This window comes from Nitrospira sp. (genome assembly GCA_016715825.1).
GTDB lineage: Bacteria > Nitrospirota > Nitrospiria > Nitrospirales > Nitrospiraceae > Nitrospira_D.
The window spans coordinates 46366-66875 of sequence record JADJXO010000012.1; the positions used below are offsets into that span (position 1 = coordinate 46366).

The window sequence follows — 20510 nt, forward strand, 5'->3', positions numbered from 1 at the left end:
CGAACACCCAAATCTTATCGTGTACGATCCCGTGATCCACGCCTGCCCTCTTCTTCACATCCCCCCTTCCCTATCGGTCTTTTTGCGGAAGTATTTAACGGCTTTCCGCCTTCTCCTAGACTGAATAATTCCCCCCGCTGATATGCTGAGTTGAAGCTCAGATGGAGAAGTAGGGTACGGGTCTGGCACGACCACCGGCCAGAACGTGTATGACGGTAACCGAAGCTTTGGAACGCCGATCCTCCCGGATTTCATTCAAAAACCTTTATCCTGGTTGTGTCTTTCAATCTCCCTATGGTACCGTCAAATGCACATATCCAAAGATTAGCAACACCACGGAATTACAAGTCCATCGTGCGATACCCATTAAGCTTTGAGCAGTCATCGAGACCTCACGGTCGGCTTCGGCTCGGCTTAGCTGGGTTCGCTCTCCTCTCTTTCGTCCTGTCTCCATTATGTCCTATTGGGTTCTCGCAGGTCTGGGCAGCCCAACCGGTTAAAGTGGCACTCGACTTTAACGACGTGGAGATCCCTGTTTTCGTTCGCTTTATCAGCGAGCTCACCGGGAAAAACTTCGTCTTAGACGAGACAATTAAGAAGCAAGGTGGAAAGATCTCGGTTTTCTCCCCGAGTAAGGTTTCCTCGGAACAGGCGTTCAACATGTTTGTGGCCGCGTTAGAAGCAGCTCGGATGGCTGTGGTCCCCAAAGGCGATAATCTCTACCAAGTTGTACCGATGGGTGATCTTCCGCCGGAACGTGGTGTGTTCGTCTATAAACTCAGACATGCCAATGCAACAGACCTGGCCGCCGTACTGACCAATCTGGTGGCGCGATCGCAGACCGTGGCACAAATCACTCCCGGCACTCGGCCGCCGATCAGGCCTCTGACGGAATTCGAAGCCCCTGTCCAAGTGTTTGCCGATAAGGCAACCAACTCGGTCATCATTAGTTCGACCAAGGTCGCCTGGAGCCATCTCCGATCAGTAATTCATGATTTAGATATCCGGCGTAAACAGGTCTTCGTGGAAGCCGTCATCTTGGAGGTTCAAGTCGACCGGCTGCGACAAATCGGCACTGACCCAGCTCAGGTTCTTGGCGCAGGTAAAGATGGGTTTATACAGGGGATCGGGGGATTTAATCGAGCGCCGGAAGACCTTGCAACCGTGGCCCAGGCAATCAGTGGTGTTGCAGCAGGCGGAGCCAGTGGTGGTGCAACCACGGTGCTAAACACGCTCAATATTCGCGCTTTCATGAACTTGTTGATGAACCTCACGGACACAAATATCCTTTCGACACCTCAAGTCTTAGCCGCGGATAATCAAAAGGCCAAAATCGTTGTCGGAGAAAATCGACCATTTCCGACCGGGCAAGCCCAAGGCATCACGGGTGGAACCCTCGTAACCATTGAACGGAAAGACGTTGGAGTGACATTGGAGTTGACCCCGCAGGTACTTGAAGACGATCTGATTCGGCTCGAAATCAAGCAGGAGATTACAGCTATCGCGGAAAATGTGGCTCAAACGATCGGATCAGGAACAGCAAGCATCCCAGTCGGCCCCACAACCACGAAGCGATCGATGGAAACAACTACGGTTGCCCAAGATCAACAGACCCTCGTGATAGGTGGGCTCGTGCGTGACAATATTACCCTCAGTGAGAGAAAAGTTCCTCTGTTGGGTGACATCCCTTGGCTTGGATGGTTTTTTAAATCTCAAAGTCGTCAAGTTGAGAAGCTCAACCTCCTTGTCTTTCTCACTCCACATCTCGTTCGAGATGAGGCTGATATGATCGAGTTGAACGCGCGAAAGGCCAAGGATGTCAATTCGCTCCAGCGTGATAACCGTATTGAAGAGCCCACCAAACTTAAACAGGATATCCTAGAGCGATTAGAGCTCCCCTCGACTGTCCCTCCTCCCCCACCTGACGCAACTAACGTCAGGCCCTAACATACTCCGGGCAACGAAAGTCAGCCTAAAAAACCTAGCGAGCGTCCTCCACAACCAGGAGGTGGTATGCCAGCGGCCCCTCCTATGAGGAATGGCACCATGTCCACCGCCTGTATAAACTCCGAGTCTACGGAGGGCCTAGGAATGATAGATACAACGGTCAATTGGCGAATCCATCGTCGGCTTCCCGTGGCATATCCTGTGATATTTGGAGGCGCCCCGTTTGTGGGGGAAGGCGTCGTTTCCAACCTTTCTCTTTCCGGTTGTTCTGTGACCTGTGAGTGGACGGTTCTCACAGGAAGCTACGTGAAGCTGAGCGTTATCTTGCCAGACCCCACATCCTCTCTGTTCATCGAATTGGGGAAGATCCGTTGGGTTCACAAAAATACTTTCGGTGTTGAGTTTATTCGACTACCAGCGATCACCCGACATCGATTGGATCGAGTGGTATCTGAACAATTCCCTCTCGAGCTAAACCTGATTCCCGCATCAGTCTGATGCGCGAAATCAACCGTCGTTTTTGACCCTGTTGGATTTTCACTTGCCGTAACAGATAGGACAGGAAGAAGGGATCGGTCAATTGGTGGGTTGAGCTTGATCGCCTCAAAGAGACTAGACGTTAAACCTAAAGTACACAATATCTGCTTCTTTGATGACGTAGTCTTTGCCTTCTAGTCGGAAAAGCCCCTTTTCCTTCACTTTCGCTTCAGATCCACATGCCAGCAAATCATTGTAGTGATAGACTTCGGCACGGATGAAGCCGCGTTCCATATCGGAGTGGATTTTCCCTGCCGCTTGTGGGGCCTTGGTGTCTCTGGGTATCGGCCAGGCACGAGATTCAGTCTCTCCGGCGGTAAAGAAAGTAACCAGATCCAGCAAGGTATAGGCTTCGCGCGTCAGTCGGAGAAGGCCGGATTCCGTCAAACCCATTTCTTTGAGAAAATCGACTCGCTCGGTCTCGGCCAACGACGATAGCTCTGCTTCGAGTTGCCCACAAATGGTAACGACTCTTGCTCTTCGTTTGGCTGCAAACTCGCACACAGTTTGGACCATGGCTTCATCGGCACTTCTACCTTCGGACACGTTGGCAACAAAAAGAACTGGCTTAGCCGAGAGCAACTGACATTCGTTGAGAATCACCCGTTCTTCCGTCGAGTATTCCCGGTTGCCTAACCACTCGCCTTTGTCGAGCCACCCGATGAGCTTGGCGAGAAACTCCACTTCAAACGCGGCCTTCTTATCCCCGGCCCTAACTTTCTTTTCAGTTTTCTGCCTCCGTCGATCGAGCGTCTCCAGATCGGACAACATGAGCTCGGTTTCGATCACGCCGATGTCACGGAGGGGATCAATTCCCCCACTGACATGGACGACATCTGTCCCTTGGAAACAACGAACCACATGAAGCAACGCATCCACTTCACGGATATGTCCGAGAAATTGATTCCCCAGCCCTTCCCCCTTGCTGGCCCCTTCAACCAATCCAGCGATGTCTCTCACTTCCAATGTGCTATAGGTGGTCTTTTTCGAAGTAAAGGTTTGAGTCAGTTTGACCAGGCGAGGGTCAGGCACTAGCACAATTCCCATGTTTGGATCGACGGTGGCGAACGGATAGTTGGCCGCCAGGGCACCTCCGCCTGTCAATGCATTGAATACGGTCGTCTTGCCAACATTCGGGAGACCGATCATACCGCAACACAAACCCATTAGGTCTTATCCTCTCTTTCGTCAACCACCTTTTCTCTGACATGAAACTGATTCATGGTTGCCTCTGGCCCACGATGAATTAAACTTTCGAGCACATCGACGGCTCGCTCCAAACACGGATCAATGACGGCTCTCTCATCCTTCGTCACAGGTTGTAAGACAAAGTCGGCGGTGTCCTGACCGGGAGCAGGCCGTCCGATCCCGATCTTCACCCGTACGAATTGTGGGGTCCCGAACGCTTCGATGATGGATTTGATTCCGTTATGACCACCGTGACCGCCAGCGAGTTTGATACGGACCCGCCCTGGCTCTAAATCGAGATCGTCATGCACGACAATGAGCTCGCCCAGCGACAGCGAGAATTCTCGTAGGAGGCCTTTCAGCGGAGGGCCGGTCACGTTCATCCAATCGAGCAGGCCTGCCAGCTCGACGAGTTCTCTTCCGAGTCGCCCGGCCCCTCGTAGGCCGGAGCCTCGTGCTGAGAGGTGAATGGACCATCGAGCGGCAGCCCGTTCGATGACCCACATGCCGGCATTGTGGCGTGTCTGAGCGTATGCTTTCCCCGGATTGCCCAGTCCAACCAGAAGATGCAACGTTACTTCTTCTTTTCAGCTTCTTTCTTGTCACCGCCCTTGGTATCAGCGGCAGGCGCTGCTGCACTGGTTTTAGCGGCCGCCCCGGATTTGGCGGCATCCGCCCCTTCAGCACCAGCAACTCCTTCCTTGCCCTTTGCCAGAACTTCTGGCTCCCCTGCTGCGCCCGGTGTGCTCGAGAGTAAGGCTTCGAGTTTGGCATCCGTCATCGGCGCGGCCACACTCACGACCATTTGGTCGGGCTCATCCATGAATCGGACCCCTTCAAGCGCTACGAGTTCCTTCACATGGATGCCAGTACCAATAGTCAACGCAGAGGCATCGACTTCAACCAGGTCAGGCAGAACTGCAGGAAGACATTCAACATGCACGTCGCGCATGTTGTGGTGCAAAACACCACCTTCCTTCACACCTGCAGGAACGGAACCAACCACTTTGATCGGGACTTTTACACGAATCGGCTTGGCCATGGAAATTTCAAAGAGATCCGCATGCAGCAAAGCCCCGGTCACCGGGTCCACTTGATAGTCACGCAAGAGTGCCGTGCGATTCGGGTTGGACTTGGCACCGTCGACAGTGAGCGAAATCAACGCGGTACTGCCCGCATGGGACTTTAGAATTTTTTCTAATTCTTTAGGTTGTACGGTCAGCAAGAGACAATCCCCTTGGCCGTACAGCACAGCCGGTATTTTCCCCGCCCGGCGCATCGACCGTGCCGCCCCTTTACCCGTTCCTTCTCTCATTGCTACCGTCAAATCGAATTTCATGTGATTCCTCCGTCTCCTCGACTGCTGACGCCATATCCAATACAGACTTACCTAGGCAAATAGTGAACTCACGGACTCATCTTCGTGAATGCGCCTGATGGCTTCACCCAGCAGAGGCGCGACCGACAATTGATGCAACTTCGGACACACCAGCTCCTTCCCTCGCATCGGGATGGTGTTGGTGATCACTACTTCGGAAAGGCTCGACGCTTGTAAGCGATCGAGCGCTGGACCTGATAGCACCGCATGGGTACAGGCCGTAATCACCTCTCTGGCCCCATGATCAAGGCAGGCCTGAGCACCCTGAACAATCGTACCTGCCGTATCGATCATGTCATCCAGAAGCAATACGCTCTTGCCTTGCACGTCACCGATAATATTCATGATCTGGGCCTGATTCGGACCTTCGCGCCGCTTATCAATAATCGCTAAGTTGGCTTGAAGACGCTTCGCGAACGCCCGTGCCCGTTCCACACCACCCGCATCGGGCGAGACAACAACCAAGTCCGGAATTTGTTTCTTGACAATGTAGTCCAACAGAACAGGTAGCGCATACAAATGATCGACCGGCACATTGAAAAACCCTTGGATTTGTCCAGCATGAAGATCCATCGACAATACACGATCAGCTCCAGCTGTGGTGATCAAATCTGCGACTAACTTCGCGGTAATTGGAACACGAGGTTGATCTTTTCGGTCCTGACGAGCATATCCGAAATAGGGGATGACAGCAGTGATACGGTTGGCCGACGAACGTTTCAACGCATCGACAATGATCAACAATTCCATCAACGAATCGTTCACCGGCTGACAGCACGACTGGACCACGAACACATCGGCCCCGCGCACATTTTCATCGATCTTGACCCTGACCTCTCCGTCGCTGAATGAGGAGACGGTCGCCTCACCCAGCTTCTGCCCCAGATACGCGCAAATTTCATGGGCAAGCGCAAGATTTGCGTTGCCAGAGAAAACTTTCAGTTCTCTATTCATGACAACTTCCGTGAACTACAGACCAGTCATTTGTGTAACGTGCTGGATTCTCTAGTGGTTCTTGTGCGGTGAGCGACCGTGGCTTTGGGAAGCCTTTGTCTCTCGTTTGCTGCACACACTACTGAGGAAGCCACTCAAAGAGTGAAAATGTATCGGAAATCCTGGGCTCCTGTCAACAAACAGCCAGCTGGCAGCTCGGCACCGATCGGCTATGAACCGGTGCAGGTTTCCGCCACAAAGACTTTGAACGTCTGTTCATTCAAAAAGCAGACTTGGGCAGAACGAGCTCCGGCCTCGGTAGAAAAGACACCAAATACGGTCGCTCCACTGCCGGAAAGTAGCGCACCCTCAGCCCCTTGAGTTATGAGCTGCTGCTTGATATCACGGAGGAGTGGGTAGGCCTTGAATACCGGTATCTCAAAGTCATTCTCCGCTATTTCCAGCACCTGTTTCCAGTTGAGCTCGGGAGAGGTCTCCAGCGCCATGTGTGAACGAGACACCGGAACCACACAGGTTCGGCTCTCCGAGAGTTGCTGATACGCCCATTTGGTCTCGATTGGGAAACCCGGGTTGACCAAAACGACCCATCGCCTATCCATGATGCGGACCGGCATTACTTGTTCTCCTCGTCCAGCCACCGTCGCGGAGGGAGCGAACGAGAAGAACGGTACATCGCTTCCCAGCGTTTGCCCAACTTGCGCCATCAGTTCTTTCGGCCACCTCAACCCCAAGATCCGATTCAGCCCCAGGATCGTAGCCGCTGCATCGCTGCTGCCTCCACCGAGGCCGGCCCCCATCGGGATTCGCTTGGTGAGGACAATATCCAATCCCACGACTTGTCTGCTCCGCTCAAGAACCGCTGCTGCCGCACGAGACACAAGGTTGGAACGATCCGTCTTCAATGACGGATCGTCACAGCACAGGTTGATGGCTGAGTGGCTATGATTGATGGAAATTGAAAGCTCGTCTTCTAATTTTACAGTTTGCATCAGGGACCACAGGTTGTGGTAGCCATCCGGTCGACGGTCGAGAATACGGAGGACGAGGTTAATCTTGGCAGGTGCGGAAACGGTAACGTGGGCTGGCGGAACACCAGCGTCAGGAGTAGGGCTAGTCACGACCTCCTTTTATAGCATACTTTTCCAGACGATACCGAAACGATCTCGTGTTCAGACGGAGCATGCGGGCAGCTTTCTTTTTGACCCATTTTGATCGCTCCAGCGCTTTGAGTAACAGGTCCTTCTCAATACCGTTGATCAGACCTTCAAGATCCACTCCTTCGTCAGTCAGATCGAGCGGCATGACGGACGCTTGCGATGGCGTCGTGGGCCGGTGGAGCCATCCGCGCACGTCAACCTCGGCAACCGGCCCTTCAGTGGAAAAAGCGACCACGCGTTCGATCAAATTCTCCAGCTCTCGAACATTGCCCCGCCATTCGTGTTCTAGGAGCACGTGCATGGCCTCTGCGCTGATGACAGGCCTAGACTTACCGCTCTCCTTTGAAAATCTGTCGAGAAAGTGATTGACCAGCAGTGGAATATCGCCGGTTCGCATCCGCAACGGAGGGAGCCGGATAGGAATCACGTCCAGTCGGTAGTAGAGATCCTCCCGGAATGACCCATCCGCGACCGCTTTTTCCAAATCTTTATTCGTCGCCGCAACAATGCGCACATCGACCTTGATGTCCTGATTGCCGCCCACTCGTCGAAATTCACGTTCTTGGATGACCCGCAACAGCTTCACTTGAATCGTGGGAGTCGTATCGCCAATCTCGTCAAGAAAGATGGTACCCCCATCCGCGATTTCGAACAGGCCCGCTTTGTTGGAGATGGCTCCTGTGAACGATCCCTTCATATGCCCGAACAGCTCGCTTTCCAGCAGAGTTTCAGGCACCGCGCTACAATTCACAGCCACAAACGGAAGGGTACTTCTCACGCTGTTGTAGTGAATGGCGCGTGCGACTAATTCTTTTCCCGTGCCACTTTCACCACAAATCAACACATTGCTTTTGGAATCGGCGACTTTACGCACAACGTCGAAGACCTTCTGCATCGCCTCGCTTTGGCCCACCAACTGTGCAAAGGAGGATTGACTGGCCATTTCACGCTTCAGCAGTATGTTTTCGGTCGTAAGCCGTCGTTTTTCTAATGCGTTCCGGATGATCAGCTGAACCTCATCGACCTGGAACGGTTTCGTCAAATAATCATAGGCACCATGCTTCATCGCTTCGACGGCAGAATCGGCCGTCGCAAACGCCGTGATGATGAGAACAACGGTCTCCGGCGAGGCAGATTTCACCGCTTTGAGCACCTCCATCCCATCGATCTTGGGCATCCGGAGATCGGTAATCACGAGATCAAAAATCTCTTTCTGTACGAGCTCGATCGCTTTCTCTCCATCCGTCACGCTGGTGACGGAGTACCCCGCCCGCTTGAGCATGATGCTCAAAACTTCACGCAAGCTTGGTTCGTCATCGACGACTAGGATCTTTTCCACGGTTCCCTACCTTCATGCCATAGACGTACCCCAGCATCCGCCGTGCGAGGCAGACACACTCCGAATGTTGTCCCCCGACCTTCTTGGCTCTCTACTTTGATCCACCCTCCATGAAGGTCGACAATACGATGCACGGCCGCCAACCCTAATCCGGATCCTCGTTGCTTGGTGGTAAAGAAGGGAAGAAAGATTTTGTTGAGAGTGTTCTTTGGAATCCCTTCGCCGGTGTCATGAAATGAGACTTCAATCACGTCGACCTTGTCCCCTCCGACATCGACTGTTCTCCGTCCAGCTGTGATCGAGAGCTCGCCTCCGGATGGCATGGCGTCGAACGCATTGACCGCCAAGTTCCAGAACACCTGTTTCATTTGATCCTGATCAACCTGGGCCCACAATGCCTCGGCACAGGGGACGGCCCTAATAGAAATACCCCTGCGACTCCCTGCTTCATGTTGTACCAGATCGAGGGTCTCAGCAAGGACTTTGTTTAAATCGTGCTCCGCTAGATTGAGTGCTGGCGGTCTCGCATACTGAAGAAACTCGGTGATAATCGCATCCAACCTCGTCGCTTCCCGAATGGCGATGTCCATCAATCGCTGACTGGTCTCATCCGCCTGGAGATCCTTTCCGAGCATTTGCATCGCGCCAGCAAGCGCACCTAGCGGGTTGCGAATTTCATGCGCCATGCCTGCCGACATTTCCCCTAGGCTGGCAAGCCATTGTTTGCGACGCATTTCCTCTTCCAGATCACGTATCTGTGTAAGATCTTTGAACACTCCCACCAATCCTTTTTGCTCCCCTTGTTCGTGCAACGGTCCGAGTGTCATCCCCAAGATCAATCGATTGCCGTCAGACCGCTTGCACTCCACGTCAAATCGTGTATTGACCGAAACATCAGGCGTATGATCATGGTCTAACTGACTGGGATGCCAATCAAACACCTCTCGCCAAGGACGACCCTGGACTTGTCCAAAATCATAGCCGGTGGCCTCCTGTGCGGCAGGATTGAACGACGTAATCCGACCATTTTCATCCGTCGTGAACACCCCGCTGCTGATACTGTGCACGATATTTTCGTGGAAGGCCCGTAGGCGGCTCAACCCTTGTTCTTTTTCATGCAGTGATCGATCGGCCTGTCCAAGTTGATCGGCAAGCGCACCGCTTAAAAACCAACGACCAAAAATGCCAAGCTATAGACCCCGAAGGCCTGAAGCGTTTCCAGCAGCACCAAGTCGAGTATGCGGCAGCCATCCCCATACCTCAGCCAGTCCATAGAGCTGTACATTCGTTAAAATCCCAAATAGGATGATGCAGAGACTCGCCGTGAGTAAGCCCACACGCCGCCGTGGGACAAGGCTGGCGACCGTCACGCTGATGACATACAGGACAGCAAACGGACTTTCGATTCCGCCCGTCCGTGCGATTAAGATCGTCTCGAGCAAGAAATCGATCACGATCTGAGCCCACGCAAATTGGACCAGGATCTCCGAATTGGTCAGCTTCCTGATCGCAAGCGCATAGACAATGGTCACCGCATAGGTGAACACAATCAAGGCATAGAACGTCTCGACCCGCTCACCTTTGGTTACCTGGAAGGCGAGGGAGAGTCCCAATAGCAAAGTCACAATGACGACTCGCCACCCCATCAACCAATAGATTCTGGTTTTGATATCCCCCACGGCATCCGACTCCAGCTAGCTGCTAGGTTCGATCCTTCTCATGAGCGGCTTCCACTTTCAGTGGTGCCATCAAGCGGACGCATGTCGAGGAAGGAGGCTGATTGATACTTGATAGACGCAGAAATCACTACGAAGTGGACGGCTTGGCCATCCCGTTTAAGCAGTTCGCCAAGCCGCCTCTCAGACGTGAGTTGACACTCGGCTACCCGATTGCATTTGCCATCGAAAAAATCGGCAGATACATCGCGACGACGATGAAGCCGACCGTCGTACCCAAAAACACCATCATCATGGGCTCCAAGAGCGCGGTGAGATTCCCGACCGCCTCATCGACTTCATCTTCGTAGAAATCCGCAATCTTCCCGAGCATGGTATCCAACGCACCGGTCGACTCTCCGACCGAAATCATATGGGTGACCATCTTGGGGAACGTCCCGCTTTTCGCAAGCGGATCCGAGATTGTTTTCCCTCCACTGATACTGACTTTGGCATCAAGCAGAGCCCCTTCCACCACCTTGTTGCCTGAGGTTTTTGCGCAAATCGTGAGAGCGTCCAAGAGCGGAACGCCACTCGCCAGCAAGGTCCCCAATGTTCGCGTGAACTTCGCGACTGACGCTTTTCTGATAAGGTCTCCAAACACCGGCAACTTCAGCACGAACTTATCAATCGCCAGCCTCCCTTGTGGAGTTGCGTAGTATTTCTTGATGCCCATGACCGAGCCCACAATAACACCCAGGATGATGTACCAGTTTCCTTGCACGAAGTTACTCATATCGATGACGAGCTGTGTCGGCGCCGGCAACGCCATCTTTCCTCCTGACAATTCTTTGAACATCTTCTCGAAGACAGGGATCACCCAGATCATGAGGACCGTGATCACAATCGCGGCGATCCCGACGATGGCCGCAGGATAGACCATGGCGCTCTTGATTTGCCCCTTGAGCTTCATCGCCTTTTCAATATGTTTAGAAAGCCGAGCCAGAATGGTATCGAGCAACCCTCCGACCTCACCGGCATGCACCATATTGACGTACAAGTCATCGAAGATTTTGGGATGTTTTCGGAGTGCGTCAGAAAAGGTTGCGCCTCCCTCCACATGAACTCGAATCTCACCCACGGATTTTCTCAATGCTGCGTTTTCTGATTGTGTGGAGAGAATTTCCAGACACTGAATCAGTGGTAGTCCGGCGTTGATCATCGTCCCAAACTGTCGTGTAAAGACGACAAGGTCTTTTTCGCCCACGCCGCTGCCGAAACTGAGGCTGAATCCTTCCTTGGCGGCCTTTTCCTCAAGACTGGTCACGACCACACTTTGCTTGCGCAATTGCTCAACAGCCTCATCGCGTGACTTGGCGACGAGCTCACCTTTTTTCACCGCACCCGACCTACTCCGTCCAACGTATGCAAACGTGGCCATAGCGTGTGTGTCCTGTTGTGGCTTCCTTGAGCCGTTGATGGAAATTGCCTAGGTCTACGAAGTGAGTCTACTGGGGGGTCGAAAACCTGTCAAAAACTATTGAATTATTTACACGCACGGCATCACGAACATGTCGCGACTACAGTCGCTAGGCAGGCGGAGACGCGGCGTTGGTGTCGCGAAACCCTCGATAGAGATAATGTAGGCCTGAGGCAAGGGTGAAGCCGACCACCAGCATGAGCAATGGCGTGAGCCTGGCAAGATCAATCCCGCGCCACGTTAAAAGAACCACCAGAAGAACGTAGCTCAATTGCAGGAGAGTCGTGCCTTTTCCGAGAAACGTCGGCTTAACGTTGATCGGGGTATTGGTGACATGGGCTACCGCCGTACCCAGCAGCAGTATTAAGTCCCGGCTGACGACAAGGATCACAAGCCATGAGGGAATCAGGTGCAACACGGCAAGTGAAATAAAGCTCGAGGTCAGGAGGACTTTGTCCGCCAGAGGATCGAGTAGTGTGCCCAATCTCGTGCGCTGATTGAGTTTACGTGCAAGGTGCCCATCGATCGCATCCGTCAGGCCTGCCGTGAGAAGAATCGCCAGAGCATACCCCATAGGCCCCATAGGGTCATAAATACGATAAAGACCGGGACCAGGAGAATACGGAGAATCGTGAGACTATTGGGGATGTTCATACGGCGAGGTTAGACAGGTCTTCACTTGGATCCGGTGAAAAGGGGCAAATCATAGTAATCAACGTCACTGTTGTCAACGAGTTGCAGGGATCGTGTAGCTAGCACATCATCTGTCCGCTTTTTTGTAGCACGTGATCTGTCCGGTTTAGGTGCGCCCTCAAGGAGGCCATCATGACACGGGCGACAGGCCTACAGGAGGTGAGACGGATGCGATTTGAAGAGCTGTACGAGCGGCGATAACGGCGAGAACTCATGATGCGGGAAGCCGCAGAGATCTTGCGGGTGACCGAGCGGACGTTTCGCCGCGGGAGTACCCGCTATGAAACCGACGGGGTGGCGGGATTGGAGGATCAGCGGCTCGGGCGGGCTTCAGCGCGCGCGGTTCCGGTCGACGAGGTGCTGCAGATGGTCACACTGTATGAGAGCCGCTACACCGGCTGGACCGTGAAGCACGTCCATGAGCACTGGCAACAAGAGCATGGCGGGACGCGCCCCTAGACGTGGACGAAGAAGAAGCTCCACGCGGCGGGCCAGGTTGCCCGTGCCCCTCGCCGTGGGGCGCATCGCAAGAAGCGGCCTCGCAAACCGTTGCCCGGCATGATGCTCCATGACCTCGGTTGTCAATAGTGGACGCCATGAATGACAGCCTCCACCGCCGGTTGTTGACGGGCCCACTGCTGGGCAAACGCCACTGGCGAGCGATTCCCGAGGCGTGAGTGCCGCCGCTGTCGGTTATAGAAGATCTCGATGTACTCCGCGATCTCGCGCCGTGCTTGCCTGCGGGTCTCGTAGCGCCGGTGATGCACCAGTTCGTTCTTCAGCGTGCCCCAAAAACTTTCCATCGGAGCATTATCGTAGCAGTTGCCTCGCCGACTCATGGACGCGGTCATACCACATTGGCGGACCTGATCTTGATAGGCCTGGGCACAATACTGGGCGGATTCAACCGGTCGACGCAACACCTTTGATTGAGGAGGTGTTTATGGGGCGACCTGCGGGATGGATGCAACAGTTGACGGGGCGAGGCGCGATGCGCTCACCGGGTGCCCCGTCGCATCGCAATGAGATGGAGCGGCGATTTTGGATGGAGGTCGCGACTGGGGTTACGAGCGAGGAAGCTGCCGAGACGATTGGTGTGTCTCCGGCGGTGGGAACGCGCTGGTTCCGCCATCGTGGCGGCATGCCATTGTCCATGGCGACACCGGGGTCCGGACGGTATTTGTCGTTCGCGGAGCGCGAAGAGATCGGGCTGCTGCGGGCTCAAGACGTCAGCGTGCGGGAGATCGCTCGCCGTACTGGGCGCTCCCCCTCAACGGTCTCACGCGAGCTGACACGCAACGCGGCAACTCGTGGTGGCCAACTCGAGTATCGGGCTTCGGTCGCGCAGTGGAAGGCAGAGATGGTGGCCAGAAGGCCGAAGCCGGCAAAGCTTGTGATTCACCAGCAGCTGCGTCACTATGTGCAAGATCGCCTGGAAGGCAAGATCCGTGACGCGGCTGGACGTGAGATGGCTGGCCCTCGACCGGCACCGTTTAAGGGGCGGAACACGCCTCATCGCGGCGACCGTAAATGGGTCACGGGCTGGTCGCCAGAGCAGATTGCCCGCCGGCTGCAGGTCGACTTCCCGAACGATGAATCGATGCGAATCTCTCACGAAGCCATTTACCAGGCGTTGTACATTCAAGGCAGAGGCGCTCTCAAACGCGAGTTGGTGAGCTGCCTTCGTACCGGGCGGGCGTTGCGCGTGCCACGGGCCAGAGCACAGGCCAAGGCGTGGGCGCACGTCAGCGAGGAGGTCATGATCTCCAGCCGTCCTGCAGAGGCGCAAGACCGCGCCGTGCCTGGGCATTGGGAGGGGGACCTGATCATCGGCCTGAACCGGTCTGCGATCGGGACGCTGGTGGAGCGATCAAGCCGCTTCACCATGCTGGTTCACCTGCCTCGCGAGAAGGGCTATGGGCTGATCCCCCGCACGAAGAACGGCCCCGCGCTGGCTGGCTACGGAGCCATCACCATGGCCAATGCGCTCAAGCGAACGGTGACAACCCTGCCTGCCCAGCTGTGGCAATCATTGACGTGGGATCGTGGCAAAGAACTATCCGATCACGCCCGGTTCACCGTCGAGTCAGGGGTGAATGTCTTCTTTGCTGACCCTCATAGTCCATGGCAGCGCGGCACAAACGAGAACACGAACGGACTTCTGCGCCAATACTTCCCCAAGGGCACCGACCTGTCTCGGTGGAGTGACCAAGAAATCCAGGCCGTAGCCCACACGCTCAACACCAGACCGCGGAAGACGCTTGGTTGGCAGACACCAGCCGAAGCCCTCAACAAGTACCTACAAGTCGGCGGACAACCCAGTGTTGCGTCGACCGGTTGAATCCGCCCTGTGAGCCACGATCGGAGTGGTGGATCAGTCCCGGGTGTGGGCGCTTTGCCCATACCGCCGCGCCCAGCGCCTGGCTCACCAACTCCGTCGTCATCCGAGCCCCCATCGCATGTCCGACGACCTCGCAGGTGAACAAATCCTTGATGCCCGCGAGATACAGCCAGCCTTCCGCGGTCGGCACGTACGTGATGTCGGTCACCCAGGTCTCGTTCGGTCGTGTGGCGGCAACGGTCTGCGCCAATACGTTGTCCGCGACCGGCAGCGCATGCGTCGAATCCGTGGTCGTCGTGAACCGGCGGACCTGGGTACAGCGCAGGCCCAGTTTCTTCCGCAGTCGCTTGATGCGGCCGATCCCAGCGGGGAACCCGTCGGCATGCAATTCGGCTTGAAGCCGTTCCGGGCCGTACGTCTGACGGGTGCGCACATGGGCGGCTGGATCGCCACTTCCAGCCGCGCATTCTCCTGATCGCGTTTCGACGGCCGCCGATACTGCCAGGCATAGTAGCCGCTTCGAGACACCTCCAGCACCCGGCACAACAGACTCAGCGGATAGTGGGCACGCAGCGTCCTCATCAGCGCGTACCGGGCAGCTGCGCCTTCGCAAAGTACGCGGTGGCTTTTTTTAAGATGTCGCGCTCCATCCGTGCTTCCGCAAGATCACGTTTGAGCCGGGACAGCTCTGCTTCTAGCTCCGTCACGGGCCGTCGGCTCGCGCCCACTGTCGCAAGCTGGCCGTGCCGAGCCTGCCTGACCCAGTTCTTGAGCGTTTTGCCCGACATGCTCAGGCGCCTGGCTGCCTCCCGGAATCGTCACCTGCTGTTCCAGGACTAGCCGCACGGCCTGCTCTCCGAACTCCTTCGTATACTGCTGCCGCGGTATCTGTTCCATCTCACACCTCCAGACCTCTGATTGTAGGTTGAAGGCGTCCACTTTTTCGAGCCTAGCTCACCATCAAGATGGCTCGACCCATGAATGGGTGCCGGGCTCCCAGTGGGATCTCATTGTGACGATGGATGATGCGACGAATGTGCTCTACTCGGCCTTCTTCGTCGAGGAAGAAGGGACCATGAGTAGCTTCCACGGTCTGCGGGAGGTCATTGAGGCGCAGGGGCTGTTTAGTTCGCTCTATGTCGATCGCGGCGCGCATTATTGGTACACCGCCGAAGCTGGAGGCAAGGTGGACAAGGCGCGCTGACGCAGGTGCATCGGGCCTTGCAGCAATTGGGCATCACGCTGATTGCCGCCTATTCGCCGGAAGCGCGGGGCCGGTCAGAGTGCGCCTTCCGCACGTTGCAAAATCGGCTGCCCAAAGAGCTGGCGTTAGCCGGGATCACGGACATGGCGGCGGCCAATGTGTGGCTCCGTACCCAATTCGTCCCGGCCTACAACCAGCGGTTTGCGGTCCCTGCCACAAAACCCGACACCGCGTTTGCACCCTGGGTGGAGCCAATCTGGCCGATGTGCTCTGCGTGCAGGAGGACCGCGTCGTCCCCAACGACAATACGGTGCGGTATCACGGCCGGAGTCCAATGCCCGCCTGACTCGCATCGATTCCACTATGTGAAGGCAACCGTGCGAGTCCACGAGTATCCGGATGGGACCTTGGCGGTGTTCCATGGCCCTCGGTGCTTGGCGCGTTAGGATACGGAGGGGCAACTGATCGACCCCGAGGGTGAGTCCGGGCACCAGAAGGGCTCGACCATTCGGTCACGCGACCGTCCGATCGTCGTTCCTCGGGCAACTGTGCACGAAAGAATGTCGGCACGGGGCTGAGAACCAGGGAGCGGCAACACCGGACAGATCCTGTGCTACATACACCGGACAACTTAACTTGCTATCTACACGAGTTGCAGGGATCGATGACCCGCTCTTATAATATGCGGATTCTTGTTATTAACCGCTCTAAAGAGGACGGTCATCGATATGAGTACGTTGCCGCTGATGTTCAAGAAGGAAGGATTGGTCGAGAAGCACCAGGTTGAAGGGGTAGATCCGAGCGACCGCTATTTCAACCGCATGATACTCGTGAATCGGACAACGGCGGGGTATTCGGCCAAGGTGATGTATGAAGCCCTCATTGTTGAAAGCCGATCGCACCAGACCATCGCCGCAGCGGTGAAAGAGCTCGTGGGAAAACTTCAGGAGTCAGGGTTCAGTCGTTTACGGACTAGGGCTAATTTCAAGGGGACACGCTATCTCGCTGAGAAGGAGACGTGGATCGACTACCCAGACCTGCCTTGACCGGAGCTTACGAATTCGCGATACACTAAGTCATGGATCAGCGGTCGAAAACCCCTGATCGCGTCGTTTTTTCTTGTTGGATGCACCCGATTCGAAAGCAGCACGACCTCGAACTCCGCCTCCGGATCTATCCAGACTGACGTTCCCGTGTAGCCCAGGTGGCCAAACGATCGAGCCGAAAAATATTGTCCCGACGACGACGGTACTGATGGCGTATCCCAACCAAGAGCCCAGCTGGAGGAGCCTTCTTGATTCTGTCGTCTGGTGAATTCCCGCACAAGATCCTGATCAAGGAGGGAGGTGCGCCCATGATAGGCCTGCATCCACATACCGGTCATCGCCAAGACGGCGCCAGCCGTCCCGAATAACCCCGCATGACCGGCCTCGCCACCCAATGCCGCAGCATTCTCATCATGCACTTCTCCATGGAGAACTCGGCCTCGCCATGGATCCACCTCTGTCGGCGCGACACCACCACCCTGTTTCGTCTTCGCTTCTAGAAACTCCGCTACCCGTTCCGGCAACACGAAGGCCAGCCTCGGTTCACTCAATGATGCCAGGACACGCTCCTTAAAAAACACACTCAGTGACTGTCCGCCGCAGCGCTCAATGATGAAACCAAGCAACATGAACCCTAGATCACTATAGAGACTGCGTGTGCCTCGTTCATACACCAACGCTTCAGATTGAATGAAGCGAAGCATGGACTGCTTTGCAACCACCCGCTCTCGGTTTGACGCAGGAACGCGTCCATCTGCACTGAGCCCCTCGTAATATCCGCGCCATCCAGGTAAGCCTGAGGTATGAGTCAGAAGGTGACGAAGCGTGGCCGAACCGATCGGAGTATCGGCGCATTCCGGAAGATACTCGGCCACCGGATCGTCCAATCGACAGCGACCGTTCTGGACCAGAATCGCTAGAGATGTCACCGTCGCCAAGGGCTTGGTCAATGATGCGAGATCATAGGTCGTGGAAGGGGTAACGGACGGCCCTTGTGGAACCGCCGAAAGCCGGCCGGTAGAAAAGTCCACGACCGGACGGCCCTTGTGCTGCACGGCCAACACTGCCCCGGGAAACACTCCCTCGATAACGGCTCGGTCGAGCGCTGATTGAACAGTTCGCAGATCAGACATGAAGATGATGGCTATGCCCACAGACGCGATCGACTTGATTACCTCCCGTCCATCAGCCCTGCCATCCAATATCGCGCTTACCGAGCAGGGGTTGACTCACCTTCCATCTTTTCCTCACGGATGGTGTTATGGTCCTGGTAGGCTTCACTGGCCTCGACGTCCAACATCCGCTCAAACGTATTGAGTGTCGCGCGCATTCGTTCCACCATGAGCAACCGTTGCTTTTGCAGGACGGCAAGGTCTCGCTGCGTGTTTCCCAGTTCGGCACGCGCCTGTCGAAACAGCTCACCGGCTTTCAACTCTGCTTCTTTGACGATCAGATCGGCATCTCGTTGAGCGCTTCGCTTGACGTCGTCCGCCAACGACTGTGCCGACACCAGCGTATTGGATAACGTCACCTCGGTTCGCTTGAGCTCCGACACTTGCTGCTCAAGCGAGTCAATACGGTCACGCAACGTCGCATTGTCACGATTCAAGAACTCGACCGTTTGCGAGATGTCCTCAAGAAAGCGGTTGACCTCATCACGGTCATAGCCACGAAGTTTGACCTGAAAAACCATCTGCTGAATATCGAGTGGTGTAATCTTCATGGCATCCTCCCCAATATGAACTCAGTTCATTCGTAACGCGGCATCCTTAATCGACTGGACGACGGCGATCTGCAGGAACCAGATCGCTGCGATAGCAATCAGTGGTGACAGGTCGATCCCCATCCCCAAGCTGAGTCGCCGTCGGATCGGCGAGAGCACAGGTTCCGTTGCACGGCCCAAGAATTGAACGATAGGATTCCACGGATCCGGGTTCACCCACGAGATGAGTGCCCGCGCAATAATAATCCAGCTATAAAAGGTCAATAAATAGTCTAACACTGTCGCCAGGCCCAACAAGGTATTTCCCATTACAAACATCAGCCTCCGAGCTCCTTGGAACGTTTCGTCGCAGTTTCAATCGCATCGATGAGTACGGCTCGAACCCCTCCCTGTTCCAAGCGATGCAGACCGGCCATGGTCGTTCCACCGGGAGAGGTCACTTGATCCTTCAGTCGAGCCGGATGCTGTTCAGTCTCCAACACCATACGTGCAGCCCCGAGCACAGTTTGGGCCGCAAGCAGACTGGCCGTCTCGCGTGGCAACCCCATCTTCACCCCACCGTCAGTCATCGCTTCAATCATAAGAAAGACGTACGCAGGTCCGCTTCCACTCAATCCGGTGACGGCATCCATCAGCTGTTCCTGAATCCTCACGACTCGGCCGACCGATCGGAGGATTCCTTCGGCACAAGCGACTGCTTCCTCCTCAAGATTCGGTCCGATTGCCAGCGCCGTCATGCCTTCACCGACCATAGCCGGGGTGTTGGGCATCGCACGGATGATGCGTGCGGCAGGGCCGCACAGGTCTCTGATTCGATCAATCGTGACACCAGCAGCTACGGAAATCACCAAATGATTCGTCATCACATCACGAATCCCCGTAAGGGCATCAACGATCACCTGTGGCTTCACAGCCAGCATGACGACCTCGCTCAGAGCGACGACCTCATGGTTCGCTGCACTGACCTGAACTCCATATCGTGCTTTGAGATGATCCAACCGACTCCTATCAGGATCCGCCACATGGATCTGGTCAGGGCGGTACCACTTCGCCGAGAGCACGCCATTGATCAGCGCCTCGGCCATACGGCCACCGCCAAGAAACCCCAGCTTCTGTGTGAGGGCCGTCTTAGACATGGCGTGTCCCAAAAATTGCGGTGCCGACCCGAACGAGTGTCGCGCCTTCCTCAATGGCCACTTCATAGTCGTTCGACATCCCCATCGACAGTTCATCCATCTTCACAGATGGGATCTTGCAGGCTGCGATCTGTTGAGACAACTCGTGAAGTTTTCGAAAGTACGGCCGGACCGAATCAGGGTCATCAGTCTGTGGGGGAATGGTCATCAAGCCTCTAATACCGATGTGAGAGAACTCCGCCATGGTGGAGACGGCCTGGGTCACATCAGCCGGAGAAAACCCGGCTTTCGTCGACTCGTTTCCAATATTGACCTCGATCAGGACGGTCTGATGACAGCCGGCTTCTCCGGCTCGTCGATCGATTTCCCGCGCGAGCTCCACACTGTCCACTGAATGAATCATCTCGAAGAGACCGATCACCGATCGCACCTTTCTGCGCTGGAGTTGTCCGAGAAAATGCCATTGCACCGGTGCCTCTGAGAGGGCGGCCACTTTGGGAAGCGCCTCCTGAACGCGATTCTCGCCGAAGATGGTTACGCCGGCGCTGACTCCTTCCTGCATGAAGTCGACTGTGACGGTTTTTGTTACAGCCACCAGGCGAACACTCCCCGCAGGACGTCCCGCTCTCTCCTCAGCTGAGCGAATCTTCGCCAGTACCGATTGGACGCGTTGGGCAATCGTCCCGTCAACAAGCGCTTCCATCACCCTTCCTCATGCCTCGTTTCCATTGC

At 55.4% G+C, this 20510-nt stretch carries 25 protein-coding genes; 7 read left to right on the plus strand and 18 right to left on the minus strand.

Going from position 1 to position 20510, the window contains the following annotated elements; all coding sequences use genetic code 11:
* The first annotated feature begins 354 nt into the window (after positions 1-354).
* Together IPM58_16650 and IPM58_16655 are read left to right on the plus strand one after the other, a co-directional pair.
* Positions 355-1947, plus strand: coding sequence for a hypothetical protein (locus IPM58_16650; GenBank protein MBK9308665.1), 1593 nt, complete (start codon positions 355-357; stop codon positions 1945-1947).
* Between the two features lie 144 nt (positions 1948-2091).
* On the plus strand, positions 2092-2445 hold the full coding sequence (locus IPM58_16655) for a PilZ domain-containing protein (GenBank protein MBK9308666.1): 354 nt from the start codon (positions 2092-2094) through the stop codon (positions 2443-2445).
* Positions 2446-2559: 114 nt separating this feature from the next.
* Here IPM58_16655 and ychF read toward each other — a convergent pair whose 3' ends face one another.
* The 10 genes from ychF to IPM58_16705 all read right to left on the minus strand — a co-directional run bounded on the left by ychF (position 2560) and on the right by IPM58_16705 (position 12209).
* Positions 2560-3651: a redox-regulated ATPase YchF gene (gene ychF, locus IPM58_16660; GenBank protein MBK9308667.1), complete on the minus strand. Its 1092-nt coding sequence runs from the start codon at positions 3649-3651 to the stop codon at positions 2560-2562.
* Complete coding sequence (locus IPM58_16665; protein ID MBK9308668.1) at positions 3651-4244, minus strand: aminoacyl-tRNA hydrolase; 594 nt, start codon at positions 4242-4244, stop codon at positions 3651-3653. The genes ychF and IPM58_16665 overlap by 1 nt, the downstream gene beginning before the upstream one ends.
* A 2-nt stretch (positions 4245-4246) precedes the next feature.
* On the minus strand, positions 4247-5011 hold the full coding sequence (locus IPM58_16670) for a 50S ribosomal protein L25 (GenBank protein MBK9308669.1): 765 nt from the start codon (positions 5009-5011) through the stop codon (positions 4247-4249).
* Positions 5012-5062: 51 nt separating this feature from the next.
* Positions 5063-6004, minus strand: coding sequence for a ribose-phosphate pyrophosphokinase (locus IPM58_16675; protein MBK9308670.1), 942 nt, complete (start codon positions 6002-6004; stop codon positions 5063-5065).
* A gap of 209 nt (positions 6005-6213) precedes the next feature.
* The gene (ispE, locus tag IPM58_16680; GenBank protein ID MBK9308671.1) at positions 6214-7122 is read right to left on the minus strand and encodes a 4-(cytidine 5'-diphospho)-2-C-methyl-D-erythritol kinase; all 909 of its coding nucleotides are present in this window, start codon (positions 7120-7122) and stop codon (positions 6214-6216) included.
* Entirely contained in the window at positions 7115-8500 is a 1386-nt protein-coding gene (locus IPM58_16685; GenBank protein ID MBK9308672.1) for a sigma-54-dependent Fis family transcriptional regulator, read from the minus strand. The genes ispE and IPM58_16685 overlap by 8 nt, the downstream gene beginning before the upstream one ends.
* Positions 8485-9600 carry a PAS domain S-box protein gene (locus IPM58_16690; GenBank protein MBK9308673.1) on the minus strand — a complete coding sequence of 372 codons (1116 nt, stop codon included), beginning with the start codon at positions 9598-9600 and terminating at the stop codon, positions 8485-8487. Before IPM58_16690 ends, IPM58_16685 begins: the two co-directional genes overlap by 16 nt.
* Before the next feature lie 90 nt (positions 9601-9690).
* The gene (locus IPM58_16695; GenBank protein MBK9308674.1) at positions 9691-10179 is read right to left on the minus strand and encodes a hypothetical protein; all 489 of its coding nucleotides are present in this window, start codon (positions 10177-10179) and stop codon (positions 9691-9693) included.
* Between the two features lie 202 nt (positions 10180-10381).
* A complete protein-coding gene (locus IPM58_16700) occupies positions 10382-11596 on the minus strand; it encodes a type II secretion system F family protein (protein MBK9308675.1) in 1215 nt (404 codons plus the stop codon).
* A gap of 148 nt (positions 11597-11744) precedes the next feature.
* Positions 11745-12209, minus strand: coding sequence for a CDP-alcohol phosphatidyltransferase family protein (locus IPM58_16705; GenBank protein ID MBK9308676.1), 465 nt, complete (start codon positions 12207-12209; stop codon positions 11745-11747).
* A gap of 332 nt (positions 12210-12541) precedes the next feature.
* Between IPM58_16705 and IPM58_16710 the strand changes: the two genes are divergently transcribed.
* Positions 12542-12787: a helix-turn-helix domain-containing protein gene (locus IPM58_16710; GenBank protein ID MBK9308677.1), complete on the plus strand. Its 246-nt coding sequence runs from the start codon at positions 12542-12544 to the stop codon at positions 12785-12787.
* A 122-nt stretch (positions 12788-12909) separates the two neighbouring features.
* Here IPM58_16710 and IPM58_16715 read toward each other — a convergent pair whose 3' ends face one another.
* Complete coding sequence (locus tag IPM58_16715; GenBank protein MBK9308678.1) at positions 12910-13167, minus strand: transposase; 258 nt, start codon at positions 13165-13167, stop codon at positions 12910-12912.
* A 125-nt stretch (positions 13168-13292) separates the two neighbouring features.
* Between IPM58_16715 and IPM58_16720 the strand changes: the two genes are divergently transcribed.
* Positions 13293-14669 carry an IS30 family transposase gene (locus tag IPM58_16720; protein MBK9308679.1) on the plus strand — a complete coding sequence of 459 codons (1377 nt, stop codon included), beginning with the start codon at positions 13293-13295 and terminating at the stop codon, positions 14667-14669.
* Here IPM58_16720 and IPM58_16725 read toward each other — a convergent pair.
* Both IPM58_16725 and IPM58_16730 read right to left on the minus strand, forming a co-directional pair.
* Positions 14617-15213: a DDE-type integrase/transposase/recombinase gene (locus IPM58_16725; GenBank protein ID MBK9308680.1), complete on the minus strand. Its 597-nt coding sequence runs from the start codon at positions 15211-15213 to the stop codon at positions 14617-14619. The genes IPM58_16720 and IPM58_16725 overlap by 53 nt on opposite strands.
* A gap of 37 nt (positions 15214-15250) precedes the next feature.
* Positions 15251-15457, minus strand: a complete 207-nt coding sequence (locus IPM58_16730; protein MBK9308681.1) for a transposase — start codon at positions 15455-15457, stop codon at positions 15251-15253.
* A gap of 224 nt (positions 15458-15681) precedes the next feature.
* Between IPM58_16730 and IPM58_16735 the strand changes: the two genes are divergently transcribed.
* The 3 genes from IPM58_16735 to IPM58_16745 all read left to right on the plus strand — a co-directional run bounded on the left by IPM58_16735 (position 15682) and on the right by IPM58_16745 (position 16919).
* Positions 15682-15873 carry a hypothetical protein gene (locus IPM58_16735; GenBank protein ID MBK9308682.1) on the plus strand — a complete coding sequence of 64 codons (192 nt, stop codon included), beginning with the start codon at positions 15682-15684 and terminating at the stop codon, positions 15871-15873.
* 5 nt (positions 15874-15878) lie between these two features.
* Entirely contained in the window at positions 15879-16319 is a 441-nt protein-coding gene (locus IPM58_16740; GenBank protein MBK9308683.1) for a hypothetical protein, read from the plus strand.
* A gap of 282 nt (positions 16320-16601) precedes the next feature.
* Complete coding sequence (locus IPM58_16745; protein MBK9308684.1) at positions 16602-16919, plus strand: hypothetical protein; 318 nt, start codon at positions 16602-16604, stop codon at positions 16917-16919.
* Here the strand turns inward: IPM58_16745 and IPM58_16750 are convergent.
* The 5 genes from IPM58_16750 to IPM58_16770 form a co-directional block, all read right to left on the minus strand.
* On the minus strand, positions 16901-18052 hold the full coding sequence (locus IPM58_16750) for a beta-lactamase family protein (protein MBK9308685.1): 1152 nt from the start codon (positions 18050-18052) through the stop codon (positions 16901-16903). The genes IPM58_16745 and IPM58_16750 overlap by 19 nt on opposite strands.
* A gap of 77 nt (positions 18053-18129) precedes the next feature.
* Positions 18130-18642 (minus strand): DivIVA domain-containing protein, encoded by a 513-nt coding sequence (locus tag IPM58_16755; GenBank protein MBK9308686.1) that lies wholly within the window; start codon positions 18640-18642, stop codon positions 18130-18132.
* A gap of 21 nt (positions 18643-18663) precedes the next feature.
* On the minus strand, positions 18664-18960 hold the full coding sequence (locus tag IPM58_16760; protein MBK9308687.1) for a YggT family protein: 297 nt from the start codon (positions 18958-18960) through the stop codon (positions 18664-18666).
* A complete protein-coding gene (proC, locus tag IPM58_16765) occupies positions 18960-19778 on the minus strand; it encodes a pyrroline-5-carboxylate reductase (protein ID MBK9308688.1) in 819 nt (272 codons plus the stop codon). Before proC ends, IPM58_16760 begins: the two co-directional genes overlap by 1 nt.
* A complete protein-coding gene (locus tag IPM58_16770) occupies positions 19771-20481 on the minus strand; it encodes a YggS family pyridoxal phosphate-dependent enzyme (protein MBK9308689.1) in 711 nt (236 codons plus the stop codon). The genes proC and IPM58_16770 overlap by 8 nt, the downstream gene beginning before the upstream one ends.
* Between the last annotated feature and the right edge of the window lie 29 nt (positions 20482-20510).

Coding starts and splice junctions, on each gene's coding strand:
- IPM58_16755 (MBK9308686.1), bottom strand. CDS start 18,642: ATGAAGATTACACCACTCGATATTCAGCAGATGGTTTTTCAGGTCAAA.
- IPM58_16745 (MBK9308684.1), top strand. CDS start 16,602: ATGAGTACGTTGCCGCTGATGTTCAAGAAGGAAGGATTGGTCGAGAAG.
- IPM58_16670 (MBK9308669.1), bottom strand. CDS start 5,011: ATGAAATTCGATTTGACGGTAGCAATGAGAGAAGGAACGGGTAAAGGG.
- IPM58_16710 (MBK9308677.1), top strand. CDS start 12,542: ATGATGCGGGAAGCCGCAGAGATCTTGCGGGTGACCGAGCGGACGTTT.
- IPM58_16655 (MBK9308666.1), top strand. CDS start 2,092: ATGATAGATACAACGGTCAATTGGCGAATCCATCGTCGGCTTCCCGTG.
- IPM58_16700 (MBK9308675.1), bottom strand. CDS start 11,596: ATGGCCACGTTTGCATACGTTGGACGGAGTAGGTCGGGTGCGGTGAAA.
- IPM58_16675 (MBK9308670.1), bottom strand. CDS start 6,004: ATGAATAGAGAACTGAAAGTTTTCTCTGGCAACGCAAATCTTGCGCTT.
- IPM58_16760 (MBK9308687.1), bottom strand. CDS start 18,960: ATGTTTGTAATGGGAAATACCTTGTTGGGCCTGGCGACAGTGTTAGAC.
- IPM58_16720 (MBK9308679.1), top strand. CDS start 13,293: ATGCAACAGTTGACGGGGCGAGGCGCGATGCGCTCACCGGGTGCCCCG.
- IPM58_16770 (MBK9308689.1), bottom strand. CDS start 20,481: ATGGAAGCGCTTGTTGACGGGACGATTGCCCAACGCGTCCAATCGGTA.
- IPM58_16705 (MBK9308676.1), bottom strand. CDS start 12,209: ATGGGGTATGCTCTGGCGATTCTTCTCACGGCAGGCCTGACGGATGCG.
- IPM58_16750 (MBK9308685.1), bottom strand. CDS start 18,052: ATGTCTGATCTGCGAACTGTTCAATCAGCGCTCGACCGAGCCGTTATC.
- IPM58_16715 (MBK9308678.1), bottom strand. CDS start 13,167: ATGAGTCGGCGAGGCAACTGCTACGATAATGCTCCGATGGAAAGTTTT.
- ychF (MBK9308667.1), bottom strand. CDS start 3,651: ATGGGTTTGTGTTGCGGTATGATCGGTCTCCCGAATGTTGGCAAGACG.
- proC (MBK9308688.1), bottom strand. CDS start 19,778: ATGTCTAAGACGGCCCTCACACAGAAGCTGGGGTTTCTTGGCGGTGGC.
- IPM58_16730 (MBK9308681.1), bottom strand. CDS start 15,457: ATGTCGGGCAAAACGCTCAAGAACTGGGTCAGGCAGGCTCGGCACGGC.